We start from the raw sequence: 20,233 nt of genomic DNA on the forward strand, positions 1-20,233 counted from the left end.
ATTCCTGTCACTACTGTTTGCCTGGTGTAATTGAGTTGCAGGTTTTGGGGCCGCTTCGCAGCCCTGCGGGAGCAAGCTCCCTCGCCACAAAAGCGTATTCGCCGGTACCAAACTTAGCCAATCCGGGCGCAACAAGCGAGGTTGGCGCGATTTGCATGCTCATTGGCCGGGATCGCAGCCATGGATCGATTGTCCGGTTTTGGAGGCCGGAACAGACTTGTTCCATCAGCGCCGCCACGGCGTTCCCCACGAGGAAAGCACCATGAGCAGCATCATTGCCGGTATCAAAATCCCCGACAGCGCGTTGGCCAAGGCCACCACCGAATACATTCGCGACGCCGAGTCCGATTTGCTTTACCACCATTCGCGCCGGGTGTTTCTGTTCGGCGCCTTGAGCGGTGAGCGCAAGCAGTTGGCCTACGATCCAGAGATGCTCTACGTCGGCGCCATGTTCCATGACCTGGGCCTGGTGGAAGGTCATCGCACGGACAACGAGCGCTTCGAAGTCGATAGCGCCAACGCCGCCAAAGCGTTCCTCAAGCCGTATGGGTTGTCGGATGGCGATATCGAGCAGGTGTGGCTTTCGATTGCCCTGCACACCACGCCGGGCGTACCGCAACACTTGCGGCCTAACGTGGCATTGGTCACGGCCGGTGTGGAAATGGATGTGCTGGGTATCGATTACGCCGCGTTTCCCACCGTGCAGCGTGAGGAAGTGGTGCATGCGCACCCACGGGGCGAGGGGTTCAAGGAATGCATCCTGTGCGCGTTCGCCAATGGCTTCAAACACAAGCCGGACACTACGTTCGGCACGGTGAACGCAGATGTGCTGGTGGACAGCGAGCCGGGGTTCAAGCCGATGAACTTCGTCGAGATCATCCGCAAGTCTCCCTGGATGTCCTAAAACAACTGTGGGAGCGAGCCTGCTCGCGAATGCGGTGTGTCAGTCGACATCTCTATCAACTGACACGACCTCATCGCGAGCACGCTCGCTCCCACACTGGATCGGGGTTGGCCACATAATCGTGGCCAACCATCAAGCCGCTTCCGGCGCCTGCTGGGCGCGACGCACGTCCGGTTGTTTCCAGGAGTCGGCCGCGCTTTCTTCGATCGCCTGCTGGATCGCACGCTTACGCGCTTCTTCGGCACGGCGGCTGAAGAACCAGACCAGGAAGGTCATCAGCGAAACCGCCAGCAGAATCAGGCTGGCCACGGCGTTGATCTCGGGTTTAACCCCAAGGCGCACCGCCGAGAACACTTCCATCGGCAGGGTCGTGGAGCCCGGGCCCGACACGAAGCTCGCCAACACCAGGTCATCCAGGGACAGGGCGAACGACATCATGCCGCCGGCACCCAGGGATGGCGCGATCATCGGGATGGTGATCAAGAAGAACACCTTCCATGGCCGCGCACCGAGGTCCATGGCCGCCTCTTCGATGGACAGGTCCAGCTCACGCAAGCGCGCCGACACCACCACCGCCACATACGCCGCACAGAACGTGGTGTGAGCGATCCAGATGGTGACAATGCCGCGTTCCTGTGGCCAACCGATCATCTGCGCCATGGCCACGAACAGCAGCAACAGCGACAGACCGGTGATCACTTCGGGCATCACCAGCGGCGCGGTGACCAGGCCGCCGAACAGCGTGCGACCCTTGAAGTGGGTGATACGGGTCAGCACAAATGCCGCCAACGTACCCAGTGCCACCGCCGCCACCGCCGTGTAGCAGGCGATTTCCAGCGAGCGCACCACCGAGCCCATCAATTGAGTGTTGTCCATCAAACCGACGTACCACTTGATCGACCAGCCGCCCCACACCGTCACCAGTTTCGAGGCGTTGAACGAGTAGATCACCAGGATCAGCATCGGCGCGTAGATGAACAGCAAGCCCGCGATCAGCATGAAACTCGAGAAACGGAAGCGCTTCATTCTTTACCCTCCATTTCCTTGGCCTGACTGCGGTTGAACAGAATAATCGGCACAATCAGGATCGCCAGCATCACCACCGCCAGGGCAGACGCCACCGGCCAGTCGCGGTTGTTGAAGAATTCTTGCCAGAGCACTTTACCGATCATCAGGGTTTCCGGACCGCCCAGCAGTTCCGGGATCACGAACTCGCCCACCACCGGAATGAACACCAGCATGCAGCCGGCGACGATGCCGTTCTTCGACAGCGGAATAGTGATCTTCCAGAAGCTGTTGAACGTGCTCGAACCCAGGTCCGACGCAGCTTCCAGCAGACTGTTGTCGTGCTTCACCAGGTTGGCGTAAAGCGGCAGGATCATGAACGGCAGGTACGAATAGACCACGCCGATGTACACGGCGAGGTTGGTATTGAGGATCTGCAGCGGTTCGTCGATCCAGCCCATGGTCATCAGGAAACCGTTGAGCAGGCCGTTGTTGCTGAGGATACCCATCCACGCATACACGCGGATCAGGATCGCCGTCCAGGTCGGCATCATGATCAGCAGCACCAACACCGTTTGCAGCTCTTTACGGGCACTGGCGATGGCGTAGGCCATCGGGTAGCCAATCAGCAGGCAGAGGACGGTGCTGATCAGCGCCATCTTCAGCGAGCCAAGGTAGGCAGCGATGTACAACTCGTCGCCGGCCAGCATCGCGTAGTTGCTCAGGTTAAGCAGCAACTGCACCTTCTGGTCGATGTAGCTGTAGATCTCGGTGTACGGAGGAATGGCTACGTCGGCTTCAGCGAAGCTGATCTTCAGGACGATGAAGAACGGCAGCATGAAGAACAGGAACAGCCAAATAAACGGAACCCCGATGACCAGCTGGCGGCCACCGGGAATTATTCGATTGAGGCGGCGTTTGAATTTGCGCATGTTCATGAGCGAAGTACCACGCCGCTGTCGTCTTCCCAGTACACGTAGACCTGGTCACCCCAGGTTGGGCGCTGGCCACGGCGCTCGGCGTTGGCGACGAACGACTGGACGATCTTGCCGCTCGGCAGCTCGACGTAGAACACCGAGTGACCGCCGAGGTAGGCGATGTCGTGCACCTTGCCGCTGGACCAGTTGTATTCGCAGGTCGGCATGGTCGGGGTCACCAGCAGTTTTTCCGGACGGATCGCGTAGGTCACGGATTTGTCCTGCACCGAGGTGCTGATGCCGTGGCCCACGTAGATCTTCCGGTCGAGGTCCTTGCAGGTGATGATCGCGTGCCCCTCGGCGTCATCGATCACTTCACCGTCGAAGATGTTGACGTTGCCGATGAACTCGCAGACCAGGCGGCTGGTCGGGGTTTCGTAGATGTCGATCGGGCTGCCGATCTGAGCGATCCAGCCCAGGTGCATGATCGCAATGCGCTCGGCCATGGTCATGGCCTCTTCCTGATCGTGGGTCACCATGACGCAGGTCACGCCGACGCGCTCGATGATCTCGACCAGTTCCAGCTGCATTTGCGAACGTAGCTTCTTGTCCAGCGCACCCATCGGCTCGTCGAGCAGCAACAGCTTCGGCCGCTTGGCCAACGAGCGCGCCAGGGCCACACGCTGACGCTGGCCACCGGACAACTGATGCGGCTTGCGTTTGGCGTACTGGGTCATCTGAACCAGCTTGAGCATGTCTGCGACACGGGCATCGACTTCAGAGGCGGGCAGCTTGTCCTGCTTGAGGCCGAAGGCGATGTTCTGCGCCACGGTCATGTGCGGGAACAACGCGTAGGACTGGAACATCATGTTGATCGGCCGCTCGTATGGCGGCATGTCAGTGATGTCTACGCCATCGAGGTAAATGCGCCCCTCCGTGGGCCGTTCGAAGCCTGCGAGCATGCGCAGCAACGTGGATTTGCCCGATCCAGAACCGCCGAGCAAGGCGAAAATCTCGCCTTTCTTGATTTCCAGGGACACATCGTCCACGGCAATCGTCTCGTCGAACTTCTTCGTGACCCGGTCGATTTTGACCAGCACCTGTTTAGGTGTCTGGTCGCCCTCGAGGGCTTTCTTATAGGCGCCGGAGGCAACTGCCATTTACGAAACTCCCAGAAAAAAAGAGTGCAGTTCGCTCAAGGTGAGCCAACCTTGGATAGTTTGAGCCTTGTCGCTATTTACCCGACTTGACCTTGGTCCAGCTGCGGGTCATCAAACGTTGAATGTTTGGTGGTAACTCGACGGACACATAGGTCTTGTCGAGAACGGCTTGCGGTGGATAGACCGACTCGTCGGTGCGGATGGACTGTTCCATCAACTTGTCCGAGCCAGGGTTGGGGTTCGCATAGCCAACAGAATCACTGACCTGTGCGATCACCTCGGGTTTCAACAAATAGTTGATGAAGGCGTGGGCCTCTTTGACGTTGCTCGAATCCTTCGGAATCGCAAGCATGTCGAACCACAGCGCACCGCCCTCCTTGGGAATGGTATAGGCCACATTCACGCCTTTGCCGGCCTCGGATGCCCGGGCCTTGGCCTGGAACATGTCGCCGGAGAAACCGATGGCGATGCAGATGTCGCCGTTGGCGAGGTCCGCGATGTATTTGGAGGAGTGGAAGTACGTCACGTAAGGGCGCACCGCCAGCAACTTGGCTTCGGCCTTTTTGTAATCTTCGGGGTTGGTACTGTTGGCGTTGAGGCCCATGTAGTTGAGGACGGTGGGCATCATTTCATCGGCGGAATCGAGGAACGCGACGCCGCAAGCGTGCAGCTTCTTGATGTTCTGCGGTTCGAATACCGCGCTCCAGGAGTCGATCTTGTCGACGCCCAGTACCGCCTTGATCTTGTCGACGTTGTAACCGATGCCGTTGGTGCCCCACAGGTAAGGCACGGCGTACAAGTTGCCCGGATCGTTTTGCTCAAGACGCTTGAGCAGTACCGGATCGAGGTTGGCATAGTTAGGCAGCTTCGACTTGTCGAGCTTCTGGAAGGCGCCCGCCTTGATCTGTTTGCCCAGGAAGTGGTTGGACGGTACGACCACGTCGTAACCGGTGCGCCCGGCCAGCAACTTGCCTTCCAGGGTTTCGTTGGAATCGAAGACGTCATAAACCGGTTTGATGCCGGTCTCTTTCTGGAAGTCGGCCAGCGTCGTCGGGCCGATGTAGTCCGACCAGTTATAAATATGCACAGTGCCGGCGGCCTGGACACTGACAGCGAGTGTCAGCCCGGCGCCGACCAGCATGGCATTGCGCAACAAAGAAAAAATAGGCAAGTGGAGGTCCTCTAAAATTAGTTGGGCCCAAGTTGCCCCGCGTTACATGACAGGCATGGCTGCCCAGCAACAAAACCGGCGCGCAACTTACCCTCGAAAAACCGTTCCAGCAAAACTTTCTGTCATTTAATTACACCTGTTGCCGTCACCGCGCAGGCGACGGCAACAGGTTGTTGCCTCAAAACGGCTTATTTACCCGATTTGATCTTGGTCCAGCTGCGCGTCATGATCCGCTGGGTCGCGGCCGGCAAGTCGGCAATCGCGTACAACTTGGCCAGCACTTCTGCCGGCGGGTAGATGCCCGGGTCGGCGGTGATTTCTTTATCAACCAAGGCGGTGGCGGCCGCGTTACCGTTCGGGAAGCGCACGGCGTTGGTGATTTCAGCCATGATTTCCGGCTTCTGCAGGAAGGTCATGAACTTGTAGGCGCCTTCGACGTTTTCGGCATCTTTAGGGATGGCGACCATGTCGTAGAAGCTGCCGGCACCTTCTTTCGGAATGTTGTAGCTGACTTTCACCTTGTCACCGGCTTCAGCCGCGCGGGACTTGGCCTGGTAGATGTCACCCGAGTAACCCACAGCCACGCAGATGTTGCCGTTGGCCAGGTCGGAGATGTACTTGGACGAGTGGAAGTAGCCCACCGAAGGACGAATCTTCAGGAACAGCGCTTCGGCTTCGGCCAGTTGTTTTTTGTCCTGGCTGTCGGTTGGATAGCCCAGGTAGTGCAACGCCACCGGAATCATCTCGGTTGGCGAATCGAGGAAACTGATACCGCACGACTTCAACTTCGCGGCGTTTTCAGGTTTGAACAACAGGTCCCAGGAATTGGTTGGTGCATCGGCACCCAGTGCAGCCTTGACCTTCTCGGCGTTGAAGCCAATGCCGATCGAACCCCACATGTACGGGAACGCGTGTTCGTTGCCCGGGTCGCTCACCGACACAGCCTTGAGCAGGTCAGTGTTCAGGTTTTTCCAGTTAGGCAGCTTGGACTTGTCCAGCTTCTGGTAAACGCCGGCCTTGATCTGCTTGGCCAGGAAGTTGTTCGACGGTACGACAATGTCGTAACCGGACTTGCCTGCCAGCAACTTGGCTTCCAGGGTTTCGTTACTGTCGAATACGTCGTAGACAACCTTGATGCCGGACTCGGTTTCGAACTTCTTGATGGTGTCCGGCGCGATGTAGTCGGACCAGTTATAGACGTGCAACACCTTGTCGTCCGCCTGAACCGCACCCGCCATTATGCCCATCAGAGACATGGCGAGAAGTGTCTTGCCAGCAAGCTTTTTTCCTAATGCCTTCATGCGTAATGCTCCAAATTTTTTCTTTTTTGAACCACTTTGTTCAGCGGCCGAACCCGGACAACTGGAACCGCGGCTAGTCTGGCAAGATCCGAGGCGGTCTTTCAAGGAAAGGCCTCCCTTAGAACTGCTCTGAGCGAAAGTTTCATGACTCCCGCCCAGAGCCTAGCACTTAGCCCTGCAACGCACTCAGGGTCAGGTCCAGGCACTTGCGTGCCTTGGTTACCAGCTCATCGATTTCAGCCTTGGTAATCACCAGCGGCGGAGCAATGATCATGGTGTCCCCCACGGCGCGCATGATCAGGCCGTTGTCGAAGCAGAACTGGCGGCAGATCATGCCGACGCCCTTGCCTTCGTAACGCTTGCGAGTGGCCTTGTCCTGCACCAGCTCGATTGCCCCCAGCAGACCGACCCCACGCACTTCCCCCACCAACGGGTGATCGTTCAGTTCCCGTAGACGCTTTTGCAAATAGGGTGCCGTTTCGGCATGAACACGCTCGATAATTTTTTCTTCGCGCAGGATGCGGATGTTTTCCAGTGCCACCGCCGCGGCCACCGGGTGTCCGGAATAAGTGAAACCGTGGTTGAAATCGCCACCTTCGTTGAGCACGGCGACCACTTCGTCACGCACGATCAGGCCACCCATCGGAATGTAGCCGGAGGTCAGGCCCTTGGCGATGGTCATCATGTCGGGCTTGAGGTCGTAGAAATCGGTACCGAACCACTCACCGGTGCGTCCGAAACCACAGATCACTTCGTCCGCCACGAACAGGATGTCGTACTTGGCGAGGATTTCCTTGATGCGCGGCCAGTAGGTGTCTGGCGGAATGATCACGCCGCCAGCGCCCTGGATCGGCTCGGCAATAAAGGCACCGACGTTGTCCACGCCGAGTTCCAGAATCTTTTCTTCCAGCTGATTGGCCGCCCACACACCGAACTCTTCCGGTGTCATGTCGCCTCCTTCGCCGAACCAGTACGGCTGGGCGATGTGGACAATGCCCGGAATCGGCAAGTCGCCTTGTTCGTGCATGTAGGTCATGCCGCCCAGGCTCGCGCCGGCCACGGTGGAACCGTGATAGCCATTCTTGCGGCTGATGATGACTTTCTTCTTCGGCTGGCCCTTGATCGCCCAATAGTGGCGGACCATCCGCAGCATGGTGTCGTTGCCTTCGGAACCGGAACCGGTGAAGAACACGTGGTTCATGCCTTGCGGTGCGATGTCGGCGATGGCCTTGGCCAGTTCCAGCACCGGCGGGTGGGCCGTCTGGAAGAACAGGTTGTAGTAAGGCAGTTCGCGCATCTGTTTGCTGGCGGCATCGGCCAGTTCATCGCGACCGTAGCCAATCGCAACGCACCACAGGCCGGCCATGCCGTCGAGGATCTTGTTGCCTTCGCTGTCCCAGAGGTAAACGCCTTTGGCGCTGGTGATGATCCGCGGGCCTTTCTCTTTCAGCTGCTTGAAGTCGCTGAACGGGGCCAGGTGGTGATCGTTGCTCAGGGTTTGCCATTCACGGGTTTGCGGATTGTTGCTAGTCATACCAATCTCCAAAAAAAATCAGGTGAAAGCGCCGCCCGACAACGACGGCGCCCGGCGTATCAGACGGCGAAGAGCAGGAATTCCCGCTCCCATGAACTGATGACGCGCTTGAAGTTTTCATGCTCGGCCCGCTTGACCGCGACGTAGCCAGTGATGAATTTCTTGCCCAGGTATTTCTCGATAGTCGCGCTGTTTTCCATGCGTTCCAGCGCGTCTTCGATGGTCAGTGGCAGGCGCAGGTTGCGGCGTTCATAGCCACGACCCACCACCGGCGCACTCGGGTTCAAGCCTTCGACCATGCCGATGTAACCGCAGAGCAGGCTAGCGGCAATCGCCAGGTACGGGTTGGCGTCGGCGCCCGGCAGGCGGTTTTCCACCCGACGGTTTTGCGGCCCGGCATCCGGAACCCGCAGGCCCACGGTGCGGTTCTCTTCGCCCCACTCCACGTTCACCGGTGCCGAGGTGTCCGGCAGGAAGCGGCGGAACGAGTTGACGTTGGGTGCGAACAGCGGCAACAGCTCGGGGATCAGCTTCTGCAAGCCACCGATGTGGTGCAGGAACAGCTGACTCATGGTCCCGTCTTCATTAGAGAAGACGTTCTTGCCGGTTTCGAGGTCGATGATGCTTTGGTGCAAGTGCATGGCACTGCCGGGCTCGCCGGTCATGGGTTTGGCCATGAAGGTGGCCGCCACGTCGTGCTTGAGCGCGGCTTCGCGCATGGTGCGTTTGAACACCAGGATCTGGTCGGCCAGGGACAGGGCATCGCCGTGACGGAAATTGATTTCCATCTGCGCCGTGCCGTCCTCGTGGATCAGCGTGTCGAGGTCCAGCTCCTGCAATTCGCACCAGTCGTAGACGTCCTCGAACAGCGGATCGAATTCGTTCGCGGCTTCAATGGAGAACGACTGACGACCGATTTCCGGGCGCCCGGAACGGCCGATAGGCGGTTGCAACGGGTAGTCCGGATCGTCACTGCGCTTGGTCAGGTAAAACTCCATTTCTGGCGCAACGATCGGCTGCCAGCCCTTCTCGGAATAGAGTTTGAGCACTTTCTTGAGTACGTTGCGAGGCGACAGCTCAATCGGGTTGCCTTGCTTGTCATAGGTGTCATGGATCACCTGCGCGGTGGGCTCGACGGCCCAAGGCACCAGGAACACCGCGTTCTGATCGGGGCGGCAGATCATGTCGATGTCGGCCGGGTCGAGCAGTTCGTAATAGATGTCGTCTTCGACATAGTCGCCCGTCACGGTCTGCAGCAGAACGCTCTCGGGCAGGCGCATGCCTTTTTCAGCAATGAACTTGTTGGTCGGCGAAATCTTGCCCCGGGTGATCCCGGTCAAGTCGGCGATCATGCATTCGACTTCTGTGATCTTGTGGTCTTTCAACCAATCGGTGAGCTGGTCGAGGTTGTTACTCATAAATGCCTCTTAGGCTGAGTTTCCTGACTCTTATAAGTCAGGCGTTGTTTGACGCACGGGCGTCGCGTGATACAGATTGCCACTGCAATAGCCGCGCACAAGTACCCACACGGGTAATGGCGTGGGTCAGTGAGAGCGTAGTGGAGCGTGCAGAATCATGAGCAGAAGCCGACGCGTTGGTCGGGCTGCCAGGACGAAACAGAACTATATTGGATAAAGAGGCAGTCAAGAGAATGTCGTGCAGACCGTCCAGAATATCGGACGGTGCCAGCAGGTTCGCCGGGGAAGTAAGAGTCGACGGCACGCCTTGGGCAACGCTTGCCTTGGCGTGGACGCTACGATCGCCACTGATGTGATAAGCATACAGACCGATCTGCCTTGAGCAGATGGCGACGCCGATTAACGGCAGGCGAGACATGAAGCACCCCGGTATTATTGCTGTTATGGGTTTGAATCGAGCTTAGCCTTGTTCATTTTTTTACACAACACCCCCGTAAAAAATACAACACGGCCCGCTCAAGCTCGCGGGCGCTAAAGCGCTCAAAGGCATAAAAACGCCCCAAACTGCCTCAAAAAAGCCCTACGAGCGCTTTTTTAGGGCAAAAAAGGCCTCGCTTGACTTCGGCATGCCGTTCGGGTTGACTGAAACCCGAAGAGATCAATGATTGATATTTTTAACAACAAAGGTGTTGCATCATGTCGGTACCCCCGCGTGCCGTTCAGCTTAACGAAGCGAACGCGTTCCTTAAGGAACATCCTGAGGTTCTGTACGTTGACCTTCTGATTGCGGATATGAATGGTGTGGTGCGCGGCAAGCGCATTGAACGCACCAGTCTCCACAAGGTTTACGAGAAAGGCATCAACCTGCCGGCCTCTCTATTTGCTCTGGATATCAATGGCTCGACGGTGGAAAGCACCGGCCTGGGCCTGGACATCGGTGATGCTGACCGAATCTGCTATCCAATCCCCGACACCCTGTGCAATGAACCCTGGCAGAAGCGCCCGACTGCGCAACTGTTAATGACCATGCACGAACTCGAAGGTGAACCTTTCTTCGCGGATCCCCGTGAAGTCTTGCGTCAAGTTGTTACCAAGTTTGACGAGATGGGTTTGACCATCTGCGCCGCGTTCGAACTTGAGTTCTACCTGATCGACCAGGAGAACGTGAACGGTCGCCCACAACCTCCGCGCTCGCCGATTTCCGGCAAACGCCCGCATTCGACCCAGGTTTACCTGATCGACGACCTCGACGAATACGTCGACTGCCTCCAGGACATTCTGGAAGGTGCGAAAGAGCAAGGCATCCCTGCCGACGCGATCGTCAAGGAAAGTGCTCCGGCGCAGTTCGAAGTGAACCTGCACCACGTGGCTGACCCGATCAAGGCCTGCGACTATGCGGTCCTGCTCAAGCGTCTGATCAAGAACATCGCCTACGACCATGAGATGGACACCACCTTCATGGCCAAGCCTTATCCAGGCCAGGCGGGTAATGGTCTGCACGTCCACATCTCGATTCTTGATAAAGATGGCAAGAATATTTTTGCCAGCGAGGATCCCGAGCAGAACGCCGCACTGCGTCACGCGATCGGCGGTGTGCTCGAGACCCTACCGGCGCAGATGGCTTTCCTCTGCCCGAACGTCAACTCCTACCGTCGTTTCGGCGCACAGTTCTACGTGCCGAACTCGCCGTGCTGGGGCCTGGACAACCGTACTGTGGCGATCCGCGTACCGACCGGTTCCTCCGATGCCGTGCGCATCGAACACCGTGTGGCCGGTGCCGACGCCAACCCGTATCTGTTGATGGCTTCGGTCCTGGCAGGCGTGCATCACGGCCTGACCAACAAGATCGAGCCGGGCGCCCCCGTGGAAGGCAACTCCTACGAGCAGAACGAGCAGAGCCTGCCGAACAACCTGCGCGATGCATTGCGCGAGCTGGACGACAGCGAAGTCATGGCCAAGTACATCGATCCGAAATACATCGATATCTTCGTCGCGTGCAAAGAGAGCGAGCTGGAGGAGTTTGAACACTCCATCTCCGACCTTGAGTACAACTGGTACCTGCATACCGTGTAAGCGGTTGCCGTAAAAACAACGCCGCCGGCTATTGAAGCCTGCGGCGTTTTTTTATGGCCAACATCAAACCTGTGGCGAGGGCGCTTGCTCCCGCTGGGTTGCGAAGCGGCCCCAAAACAGTCAATGAGGTGTGTCTGACAGAACCGTATCGCTGTTACAGGGAGTCCTTCGGCCTCCAACGGGAGAAAGCTCCCTCGCCACAGGGGATATGGAACATGTGCCCGCTCTGCGTACAATGCCCGCTGCCCCGCAGGAGGACTCCAATGACGCGCACCGCCACCGTTCGCAAACCCCGCGCCCGCAGCCAGGCCCGGATCGATTCGATACTCGATGCCGCCCGCACGCTGCTGGCAGCCGAAGGCGTGGCCAGTCTGTCGATCTACAGCGTCGCCGAACGCGCGGAGATCCCGCCCTCCTCCGTCTACCATTTCTTCGCCAGCGTCCCGGCGCTGCTTGAAGCCTTGACGGCCGACGTCCACGCCGCGTTCCGGGCCTGTCTGCAAGCGCCCATCGACCACGAAGCCCTCAACGGTTGGCGCGACCTGTCGCGAATCGTCGAGCAGCGCATGCTCGACATCTACGACGAAGACGCTGCCGCCCGGCAACTGATCCTCGCCCAGCACGGACTCACCGAAGTCACCCAGGCCGACCGTCAGCACGACATCGAACTCGGCGACCTGATGCACAAACTCTTCGATCATCACTTCGAATTGCCGAGATTGCCGACCGATGTCGATGTGTTTGCCCTGGCGATGGAGCTCGGCGACCGCGTCTACGCCCGTTCAGTGCAGCAGCATGGGCAGATCACGCCGCGCATGGCAGAGGAAGGGATGCGGGTGTTTGATGCGTACCTGGGGCTTTATCTGCCGCCGTACCTGCCGAAGCGCCCTATTTACGCCTGATTTCTGCGGTGCCTGCGATGGCTTCTTCGCGAGCAGGCTCGCTCCCACATTGGATCTTCAGCGGGCATAGCGTCTGTGTACTGCACAACTTGCTGTGGGAGCGAGCCTGCTCGCGAAGGCCGCACCGCTAAACTCACTGATCCAAACACATAAAAAACCCCGAAGGGTTCACACCCTCCGGGGTTGTCTGCACGGCATGCCCTTACAACTTGGCGATCGACACCTCGGTGGATTTCACAAACGCGATCACTTCACTGCCGACCACCAGTTCCAGCTCCTTCACTGAACGCGTGGTGATCACCGAAGTGACGATGCCGGAAGCGGTCTGTACGTCGATTTCCGACAGCACGTCGCCCAATACGATTTCCTTGATCGAGCCTTTGAACTGGTTGCGAACGTTGATGGCTTTGATAGTCATACGATTTCTCCTGAGGTCGAAATGAGCTGCAGGTGGCAAGCTACAAGTGGCAAGTAAAAGCGCCCTGCTTCTTCTTGCAGCTTGAAGCTTGCAACTCGCCGCTGCGTCTATTGCGCCCAGCGCAATTGCGTGGGCAAGGGTGAAACAGGTTCCGGTTCCGGCGGTTGGCCGGGCAGCGCCAGCACGCGATTGAGCACTTCGGTTTCCAGCGCCGCCAGCCGATGGGAGCCGCGCACGCGTGGGCGGGGCAATTCAACGGGCAGGTCGAGGCCGACTTCGCCCTCTTCGATCAGGATCACCCGGTCGGCAATCGCCACGGCTTCGCTGACGTCGTGGGTTACCAGCAACACGGTGAAGCCGTGCGTCTGCCAGAGCCGTTCGATCAACTGCTGCATTTCAATTCGGGTCAGGGCGTCCAGCGCACCCAGGGGTTCGTCGAGCAACAGCAAGCGCGGTTGATGGATCAGCGCGCGGGCCAGGGCCACCCGTTGTTTCTGGCCACCGGACAATGCGGCGGGCCATTCATTGGCGCGATCCGCCAGGCCGACCGATTCCAAGGCTTCCAGCGCTTGTGGCCGCCAGTTGCCCTTGAGCCCGAGGCCGACGTTGTCGATGACCTTTTTCCACGGCAGCAGACGCGCTTCCTGGAACATCAATCGGGTGTCTTCCCGGGCATCGTTCAGCGGCGCGGAGCCGGCGAGCAATTCACCCCCGGTGGGTTTGTCGAGACCGGCGAGCAACCGCAGCAGGGTGCTTTTGCCACAACCACTGCGACCGACCACGGCGACGAACTGACCGGCTGGAATGTGCAAATCGATCTCACGCAACACCTGCCGAGAACCAAAGGCCTTTTGCAGCTCACGCACCACCAGCGGGATTCCGCGCTGCAACCGTGGAGGTTGTTGAGCCGTCATGCCGCACCTCCTTTAACAACTTGATAGGCTGGGTGCCAGCGCAACCACACGCGCTCAAGCCCGCGGGCCGCGAGGTCGGCGAGTTTGCCGAGCACGGCGTACAGAAGAATCGCCAGCACCACCACGTCGGTCTGCAAAAACTCCCGGGCATTCATCGCCAGGTAGCCAATGCCGGCGCTCGCGGAAATGGTTTCCGCGACGATCAGCGTCAACCACATGAAGCCCAGCGCGAAGCGCACACCCACCAGAATCGAAGGCAGCGCCCCCGGCAGAATCACCTGGCGAAACAGGCTGAAACCGGACAAGCCATAACTGCGCGACATTTCCACCAACGCCGGATCGACGTTGCGGATACCGTGATAAGTGTTGAGGTAAATAGGGAACAACGTGCCCAACGCCACCAGGAAAATCTTCGCCGACTCGTCGATGCCGAACCACAGAATCACCAACGGAATCAGCGCCAAGTGCGGCACGTTGCGGATCATCTGCACCGAACTGTCGAGCAGGCGTTCGCCCCACTTCGACAGACCGGTGATGAAACCCAAGGCCAGGCCGATGCCGCCGCCAATGGTGAAGCCCAGCGCAGCACGCCAGCCGCTGATTGCCAGGTGCGTCCAGATTTCGCCGCTGCGCACCAGGCTCACGCCGGCCTCGATGACCGCGACCGGCGCCGGGAGAATCCGTGTCGACAACCAGCCCGCCGACACTGACAACTGCCACACCGCGAGCAGCAACACCGGCAACGCCCAGGGCGCGAGGTTGTGGATAAGTCTCTTCATGCGCGCCTCAACTCTGGGACGCGGCTTTGGGAAGAATGTCGTTGGCGACCATCTCACCGAACGGGCTGACGTAATTGGCGCCTTGGGGCAGTTCCGGACGTTCGATGTCGAGGTGCGGGAACAGCAATTCCGCAACCCGGTACGACTCTTCCAGGTGTGGATAACCGGAGAAGATGAAGGTATCGATGCCCAGGTCCGCGTATTCCTTCACGCGGGCAGCCACGGTCGGACCATCGCCCACCAACGCCGTACCGGCGCCGCCACGTACCAGGCCGACACCGGCCCACAGGTTGGGGCTGACTTCCAGGTTGTCGCGGCTGCCGCCATGCAGCGCGGCCATGCGTTGCTGGCCGACCGAATCGAACCGGGCCAGAGAAGCCTGGGCTCGGGCGATGATTTCATCGTCGAGATGGGAGATCAGCCGATCCGCCGCTTGCCAGGCTTCGGCATTGGTTTCTCGAACGATCACGTGCAAGCGAATGCCGAAACGCACGGTGCGACCCAGCTTCGCGGCTTTGGCTCGCACTTGTTCAATCTTCTCGGCGACGGCGGCCGGTGGCTCGCCCCAGGTCAGGACCATTTCCACCTGCTCGGCCGCGAGGTCTTGCGCCGCTTCCGACGAACCGCCGAAGTACAACGGCGGACGCGGTTGCTGGATCGGTGGATAGAGCAACTTGGCGCCTTTCACGCTGATGTGCTGACCGTCGTAATCAACGGTTTCGCCTTCCAGTACGCGACGCCAGATGCGGGTGAATTCCACCGAGGCTTGATAGCGCTCTTCGTGAGTCAGGAACAAACCGTCGCCGGCCAATTCTTCCGGATCACCGCCGGTGACCAGGTTGAACAACGCACGGCCGCCGGACAGGCGATCCAGGGTCGCCGCCTGACGCGCGGCCACCGTCGGGGAAATGATCCCGGGGCGCAGCGCGACAAGGAATTTCAAACGCTGAGTCACTGGAATCAGCGACGCCGCCACCAGCCACGAGTCTTCGCAGGAGCGACCGGTGGGAATCAACACCCCGCCGAAGCCCAGGCGATCCGCCGCCTGGGCGATTTGTTGCAGGTAACCGTGGTCGACGGCGCGGGCGCCTTCGGCGGTGCCAAGGTAATGGCCATCGCCGTGGGTAGGCAGGAACCAGAAAATATTGAGGCTCATGGAGTGGTCTCCTTGGGGAATCGAATTACTGCGTTTTGGCAACGGCTGCCGGTGGCGTCCAGATCACGTCTTTGATGCTCAACGGTTTCGGGATCAGCTTGAGCTGGTAGAAGCTGTCGGCGATTTTCTGTTGGGCGGCGACCACTTCAGGCGTGAGGAACAACGCGCCGTAACCCTGACGTTTCATCGAGGTCAGGGTGATGTCCGCTGGCAAGCCGAGCAGTGGCGAAACCTGTTGGGTCACCTCGACTGGATTGGCCTTGGACCACTCGCCGACGGCGCGCACTTCTTCCACGAGGGTCTTGATCACCTCAGGGTTTTTCTGTGCGTAAGGCTTGGTCGCCAGATAGAACTGGTGGTTGTCGACGATGCCCTGGCCATCGCGCAGGGTCCGCGCTTGCAGTTGCTGTTCGGCGGCAGCCTGGTACGGATCCCAGATCACCCACGCATCGACGCTGCCACGCTCGAACGCAGCGCGGGCATCGGCCGGCGGCAGGAATACGGTCTGGATGTCGGTGTATTTGAGGCCGGCGTCTTCCAGTGCGCGGACCAGCAAGTAGTGGACGTTGGAGCCTTTGTTCAGGACGACTTTCTTGCCCTTGAGGTCCTGCACCGATTTGATCGGTGAATCCTTCGGCACCAGGATCGCTTCGCTGTGTGGCGCTGGCGGTTCGTAGGCGACGTAGAGCAGATCGGCGCCGGCGGCTTGAGCAAAGACTGGTGGGGTTTCGCCGGTGACGCCGAAGTCGATCGAGCCGACGTTCAGGCCTTCAAGCAACTGCGGGCCGCCGGGGAATTCAGTCCATTGCACGTCCACGCCTTGGGCGGCGAGGCGTTTTTCCAACGTGCCTTTGGCTTTGAGCAGCACCAGGGTGCCGTACTTTTGATAACCGATTCGCAACGTCTCGGCTTGAGCTTGAGTAATGGCGCCGAAGGTGACAGCCGCTGCAAACAGAGCGACCAGACCACGACGCAAAATGACAGTGCGCATGGCGCTCTCCTTTTTGCAGTTGGGTTTTGGCTGCACCTGCTTGCCCGTTAGCGGGCGAGTAAGGCCAGTACATCAATTTCAGGTGTGGCTTTAGTGCTGACTTAAATGCTCCAGCGAGCACTCAACAAACGTTCATTCAACAGCTTCGGATCGATCGGCTTGGGCCGTCGGGCCATGGCGCTGAAAAACAGCTCCAGCGATTCCCTCAGTCGTTGTTCCAGCTCTGGCGCCAACTGCGCCTGGGCGCTGCCTTCGCCGTAAGCGATCTGGCTGTCTACCGCGAATACCCCATGGAGCATTTCCTGGGCTTTCAACGCCGACAGCACCGGCTTGAGCGCGTAATCCACCGCCAGCATGTGGGCGATACTGCCGCCGGTCGCCATGGGCAAAACCACTTTGTGGTCCAACGCGCGCTCGGGCAGCAAATCCAGCACGGTTTTCAGTGCACCGGAGAACGACGCCTTGTAGACCGGAGTGGCGATCAACAGGCCATCGGCATTTTCAATCTGTTGCAGCAGGTCGATCACCTTAGGGCTGTCGAAGCGTGCATGAAGCAAGTCTTCGGCCGGGAAGTCCCGCACCTGGTAACTCACCACTTCCACACCCTGCTCCTGCAACCAGCGTTGGGAGCGCTCCAGCAGCACCCCGGAGCGGGAGCGTTGGCTGGGACTGCCACCGAGTGAGACGACCAGCATTCAAATGATTCCTTGCACGGTGTTGGCGATTCGCGGTTTGCGATCTCGCTGTAATGGAGGTGACCTTAACAGGTGATTGTTATATCTATAAATCATATTTATTCATTTGGTTATGCGCATTGGATATATAAGAAGACACTTCCTGCGGGCGAAAAAAAGGCCGTCGAAACGGCCTGAAATCCCCTGCTTTATGGATACGGTTCAATCTTTCTGCGGTGCCTGCAATTCCGTCATCGCGAGCAGGATCGCTCCCACAGTGGATAGCGTTTTACCTGCTCGTGATGACGATACCAGCCACACCGAAAATGCTGATGGCTTACCTGTTGGGCTGCGGCGTCAGACGCAGGTACGGCTTTACCGCGCGGTAACCCTTGGGAAAGCGCTGCTTGATTTCGTCTTCGTCCTTGAGCGACGGCACGATCACCACTTCATCACCGTCCTGCCAGTTGGCCGGGGTGGCCACCTTGTAGTTGTCGGTAAGTTGCAGCGAGTCGATCACTCGTAGGATCTCGTGAAAATTGCGCCCGGTACTCGCCGGGTAGGTGATGGTCAGCCGAATCTTTTTGTTCGGGTCGATCACGAATAGCGAGCGCACGGTCAGGGTGTCATTGGCGTTCGGGTGGATCAGGTCATAGAGGTCGGAGACCTTGCGGTCCGCGTCGGCCAGGATCGGGAAATTGACGAGTGTGTTCTGGGTTTCATTGATGTCCTCGATCCACTTGTGATGCGAGTCCACCGGGTCCACGGACAGGGCGATGGCTTTGACGCCGCGATTGGAAAACTCATCCTTGAGCTTGGCAGTGAAGCCCAGTTCGGTGGTGCACACCGGCGTGAAGTCCGCCGGATGGGAAAACAGCACGCCCCAGCTATCGCCCAGCCATTCGTGGAAACGGAGGGTGCCGGCGCTGGAATCCTGTTCGAAGTCGGGGGCGATATCGCCCAGTCTGAGGCTCATGGTGCTGCTCCTGATGAGTGCTTGTCGGGCTCAACTTTGCCTGTGTTCCTTATGAATTAAAAAGAATAAATATCGATGAATTTAGATCATAAATGAATATTAAATATCTATTCACTGGACCTCCAGGAACATCAGGACGAACATCGCCGACAAGGTTCGAGAAGGCCTTGAGTTGCTGCAAAGAGGGAGTTTTCACGGCGGGATTACGGGGGTGACCCCGCCTTGAAAACGCAAAAGCCCCGCCCGGCGAGATGCCGGGCGGGGCTTTTTTTTCAGCGGTTACGCGAGCGCTGTTACAACAGCGGGATCGAGTAGCTGACGATCAGACGGTTTTCGTCCTGGGAGCGAACGCCCGGGATGTTGGTGCGCCAGGTGGCGTTTTTCCACATCAAGCCAACGTTCTTCAACGGGCCTTCCGGTACGACGTAACCGACAGTCAGGTCGCGTTCCCACTCGGTGCTGTTATTACCGGCTGCAGCAGTTGAGGTGCGATTGGTGTCGATATCGTCGCCACGCAGATAAACCATACCTGCGGTCAACCCAGGCACGCCGACTTTGGCGAAGTCAAACGAGTAGCGAGCTTGCCAGGTGCGCTCGCCGGCACGGCCGAACTTCTGGATTTGCATGTCGGTGATGGTGTAGTTCGACGAACCGTCGCCCTGGTTCAGCCAAGGGAAGTCGCTGCTGCCGTTGCTGACCTGATAGCCACCACCGAAGGTGTGACCGGCAACGGTGTACAGGAACAAGCCGCTGTACAGATTGTTGTCGACCTTGCCTTTGCCATTGGAGGTGCTGCTGTAGTTGCCGGAGCTGTAGTACAACGGGTCGTGACCGTTTGCGCCGTCATCCGAGCTGTTGAAGTAGCGCAAGTCAGACTTCAACACGCCAGGGCCGATAGCCCAGTTGTGTACCAGACCCAGGAAGTGCTGCTTGTAGAAGTCTTCCAGATTGCCGTAGTAGTACTGGGCAGTCAGGTCTTTGGTGATTTTGTAATCACCACCGGCATAGATGAACTTGTTGCTGTCGCGGCCGCTGGCGGTACGAGCGTTGGCGCCGCCGATGCTCAGCTGCTCATTGTTGCTGGAGTTACGTCCCTTCACGGCTTCGATCTGACCGCCAACCAGCGTCAGGTCCTTGATCTCGCCGGAAGTGATCTGACCACCCTGCCAGGTTTGTGGCAGCAGACGACCGTCGTTGGTCACGATAACCGGGTTCTTTGGCTGCAACGTGCCCAGCTTCAGTTCGGTCTGGGAGATCTTGGCTTTTGCAGTCAGGCCCAGGCTGGAGAAGTTATCAACTGCTTCGCCGTTGGACTCGCTTGGGAATACCGTGCCGCCATACGAGTTATTGCTGGCACCGTTGGTACCACCGCCCGAATCCAGACGCACGCCCAACAGGCCGATCGCATCGATACCGAAGCCGACAGTGCCTTGGGTGTAACCGGAGATGAAACGCAGGTCGAAGCCTTGGCCCCACTCTTCGTTTTTGTTCGCGCCCGAACCATCACGGTTATCGGTGTTGATGTAGAAGTTACGCAGACCCAGAGTGGCCTTGCTGTCTTCGATGAAACCGGCGGCGCTTGCCTGCTGCGCCAGAACCCCTACGGCCACGGCCAGGGCCAAGGTGGACTTGTTCATTTGTTTCGCTCCTATCGTTTCTAATTTTTTATGCTTCTGGTCCCGGGTCGGATGCCCTGGATCCTGAAAAGCGCGGTTAGCGCCAGACCGCATGTCATCGTGACAACGCGCATCTACGGTCGCGGCCTACCCGCTGTGATTTTTTGGGGGGCGCATGGTAAAACCGAAAAACATTTATTTCATTATTTTTAATGCCATTTCGGAATATAGCTATGCGCGCCGAACACAGGGTATCGGCTCCTTGGCTTGCCACTTTAGGCGCCCGGATAAAAATCCAAAAAGAATAATAAATTACTATTTAAG

19 protein-coding genes are annotated in these 20,233 nt (G+C 58.6%); 3 read left to right on the forward strand and 16 right to left on the reverse strand.

Going from position 1 to position 20,233, the window contains the following annotated elements; genetic code table 11:
• The first annotated feature begins 262 nt into the window (after positions 1–262).
• Positions 263–904, forward strand: coding sequence for an HD domain-containing protein (locus JIO00_RS28135; protein ID WP_077747187.1), 642 nt, complete (start codon positions 263–265; stop codon positions 902–904).
• A 132-nt stretch (positions 905–1,036) separates the two neighbouring features.
• On the opposite strand, the gene JIO00_RS28140 is transcribed toward JIO00_RS28135, so the two are convergent.
• The 8 genes from JIO00_RS28140 to JIO00_RS28175 form a co-directional block, all read right to left on the reverse strand.
• Positions 1,037–1,930: an ABC transporter permease subunit gene (locus JIO00_RS28140; protein WP_010466694.1), complete on the reverse strand. Its 894-nt coding sequence runs from the start codon at positions 1,928–1,930 to the stop codon at positions 1,037–1,039.
• Positions 1,927–2,808: an ABC transporter permease subunit gene (locus tag JIO00_RS28145; protein WP_169857238.1), complete on the reverse strand. Its 882-nt coding sequence runs from the start codon at positions 2,806–2,808 to the stop codon at positions 1,927–1,929. Before JIO00_RS28145 ends, JIO00_RS28140 begins: the two co-directional genes overlap by 4 nt.
• Positions 2,809–2,843: 35 nt before the next feature.
• Positions 2,844–3,986 (reverse strand): ABC transporter ATP-binding protein, encoded by a 1,143-nt coding sequence (locus tag JIO00_RS28150; RefSeq protein ID WP_010466690.1) that lies wholly within the window; start codon positions 3,984–3,986, stop codon positions 2,844–2,846.
• Positions 3,987–4,059: 73 nt separating this feature from the next.
• On the reverse strand, positions 4,060–5,157 hold the full coding sequence (locus tag JIO00_RS28155; protein ID WP_077747186.1) for a polyamine ABC transporter substrate-binding protein: 1,098 nt from the start codon (positions 5,155–5,157) through the stop codon (positions 4,060–4,062).
• Positions 5,158–5,345: 188 nt separating this feature from the next.
• Entirely contained in the window at positions 5,346–6,458 is a 1,113-nt protein-coding gene (locus tag JIO00_RS28160) for a polyamine ABC transporter substrate-binding protein (RefSeq protein WP_010466686.1), read from the reverse strand.
• Positions 6,459–6,627: 169 nt separating this feature from the next.
• Positions 6,628–7,992, reverse strand: a complete 1,365-nt coding sequence (locus tag JIO00_RS28165; RefSeq protein ID WP_102594804.1) for an aspartate aminotransferase family protein — start codon at positions 7,990–7,992, stop codon at positions 6,628–6,630.
• A gap of 59 nt (positions 7,993–8,051) precedes the next feature.
• On the reverse strand, positions 8,052–9,410 hold the full coding sequence (locus JIO00_RS28170; RefSeq protein WP_010466683.1) for a glutamine synthetase family protein: 1,359 nt from the start codon (positions 9,408–9,410) through the stop codon (positions 8,052–8,054).
• Positions 9,411–9,447: 37 nt separating this feature from the next.
• Positions 9,448–9,828 (reverse strand): glutamine amidotransferase, encoded by a 381-nt coding sequence (locus tag JIO00_RS28175; RefSeq protein WP_200667260.1) that lies wholly within the window; start codon positions 9,826–9,828, stop codon positions 9,448–9,450.
• A gap of 278 nt (positions 9,829–10,106) precedes the next feature.
• Between JIO00_RS28175 and JIO00_RS28180 the strand changes: the two genes are divergently transcribed.
• Positions 10,107–11,483 (forward strand): glutamine synthetase family protein, encoded by a 1,377-nt coding sequence (locus tag JIO00_RS28180; RefSeq protein WP_010466681.1) that lies wholly within the window; start codon positions 10,107–10,109, stop codon positions 11,481–11,483.
• 263 nt (positions 11,484–11,746) lie between these two features.
• Positions 11,747–12,385: a TetR/AcrR family transcriptional regulator gene (locus JIO00_RS28185; RefSeq protein WP_145306647.1), complete on the forward strand. Its 639-nt coding sequence runs from the start codon at positions 11,747–11,749 to the stop codon at positions 12,383–12,385.
• A gap of 202 nt (positions 12,386–12,587) precedes the next feature.
• On the opposite strand, the gene JIO00_RS28190 is transcribed toward JIO00_RS28185, so the two are convergent.
• The 8 genes from JIO00_RS28190 to JIO00_RS28225 all read right to left on the reverse strand — a co-directional run bounded on the left by JIO00_RS28190 (position 12,588) and on the right by JIO00_RS28225 (position 19,930).
• Entirely contained in the window at positions 12,588–12,803 is a 216-nt protein-coding gene (locus JIO00_RS28190) for a TOBE domain-containing protein (RefSeq protein WP_003229256.1), read from the reverse strand.
• A 107-nt stretch (positions 12,804–12,910) separates the two neighbouring features.
• Complete coding sequence (gene ssuB, locus JIO00_RS28195) at positions 12,911–13,717, reverse strand: aliphatic sulfonates ABC transporter ATP-binding protein (RefSeq protein WP_010466673.1); 807 nt, start codon at positions 13,715–13,717, stop codon at positions 12,911–12,913.
• Positions 13,714–14,496, reverse strand: coding sequence for an aliphatic sulfonate ABC transporter permease SsuC (gene ssuC / locus JIO00_RS28200; RefSeq protein WP_010466671.1), 783 nt, complete (start codon positions 14,494–14,496; stop codon positions 13,714–13,716). Before ssuC ends, ssuB begins: the two co-directional genes overlap by 4 nt.
• A gap of 7 nt (positions 14,497–14,503) precedes the next feature.
• Positions 14,504–15,652 (reverse strand): FMNH2-dependent alkanesulfonate monooxygenase, encoded by a 1,149-nt coding sequence (ssuD, locus tag JIO00_RS28205; protein ID WP_083375510.1) that lies wholly within the window; start codon positions 15,650–15,652, stop codon positions 14,504–14,506.
• Between the two features lie 25 nt (positions 15,653–15,677).
• On the reverse strand, positions 15,678–16,643 hold the full coding sequence (locus JIO00_RS28210; RefSeq protein ID WP_010466667.1) for a sulfonate ABC transporter substrate-binding protein: 966 nt from the start codon (positions 16,641–16,643) through the stop codon (positions 15,678–15,680).
• A gap of 101 nt (positions 16,644–16,744) precedes the next feature.
• The gene (gene ssuE, locus JIO00_RS28215; RefSeq protein WP_077747180.1) at positions 16,745–17,338 is read right to left on the reverse strand and encodes an NADPH-dependent FMN reductase; all 594 of its coding nucleotides are present in this window, start codon (positions 17,336–17,338) and stop codon (positions 16,745–16,747) included.
• 316 nt (positions 17,339–17,654) lie between these two features.
• Entirely contained in the window at positions 17,655–18,293 is a 639-nt protein-coding gene (locus JIO00_RS28220) for a peroxiredoxin (RefSeq protein WP_172791893.1), read from the reverse strand.
• 293 nt (positions 18,294–18,586) lie between these two features.
• A complete protein-coding gene (locus JIO00_RS28225; RefSeq protein WP_010466661.1) occupies positions 18,587–19,930 on the reverse strand; it encodes an OprD family porin in 1,344 nt (447 codons plus the stop codon).
• Positions 19,931–20,233: the final 303 nt, after the last annotated feature.

The sequence above is a fragment of the Pseudomonas sp. SW-3 genome (genome assembly GCF_016615645.1).
GTDB classification, from domain to species: Bacteria; Pseudomonadota; Gammaproteobacteria; order Pseudomonadales; family Pseudomonadaceae; genus Aquipseudomonas; species Aquipseudomonas mandelii.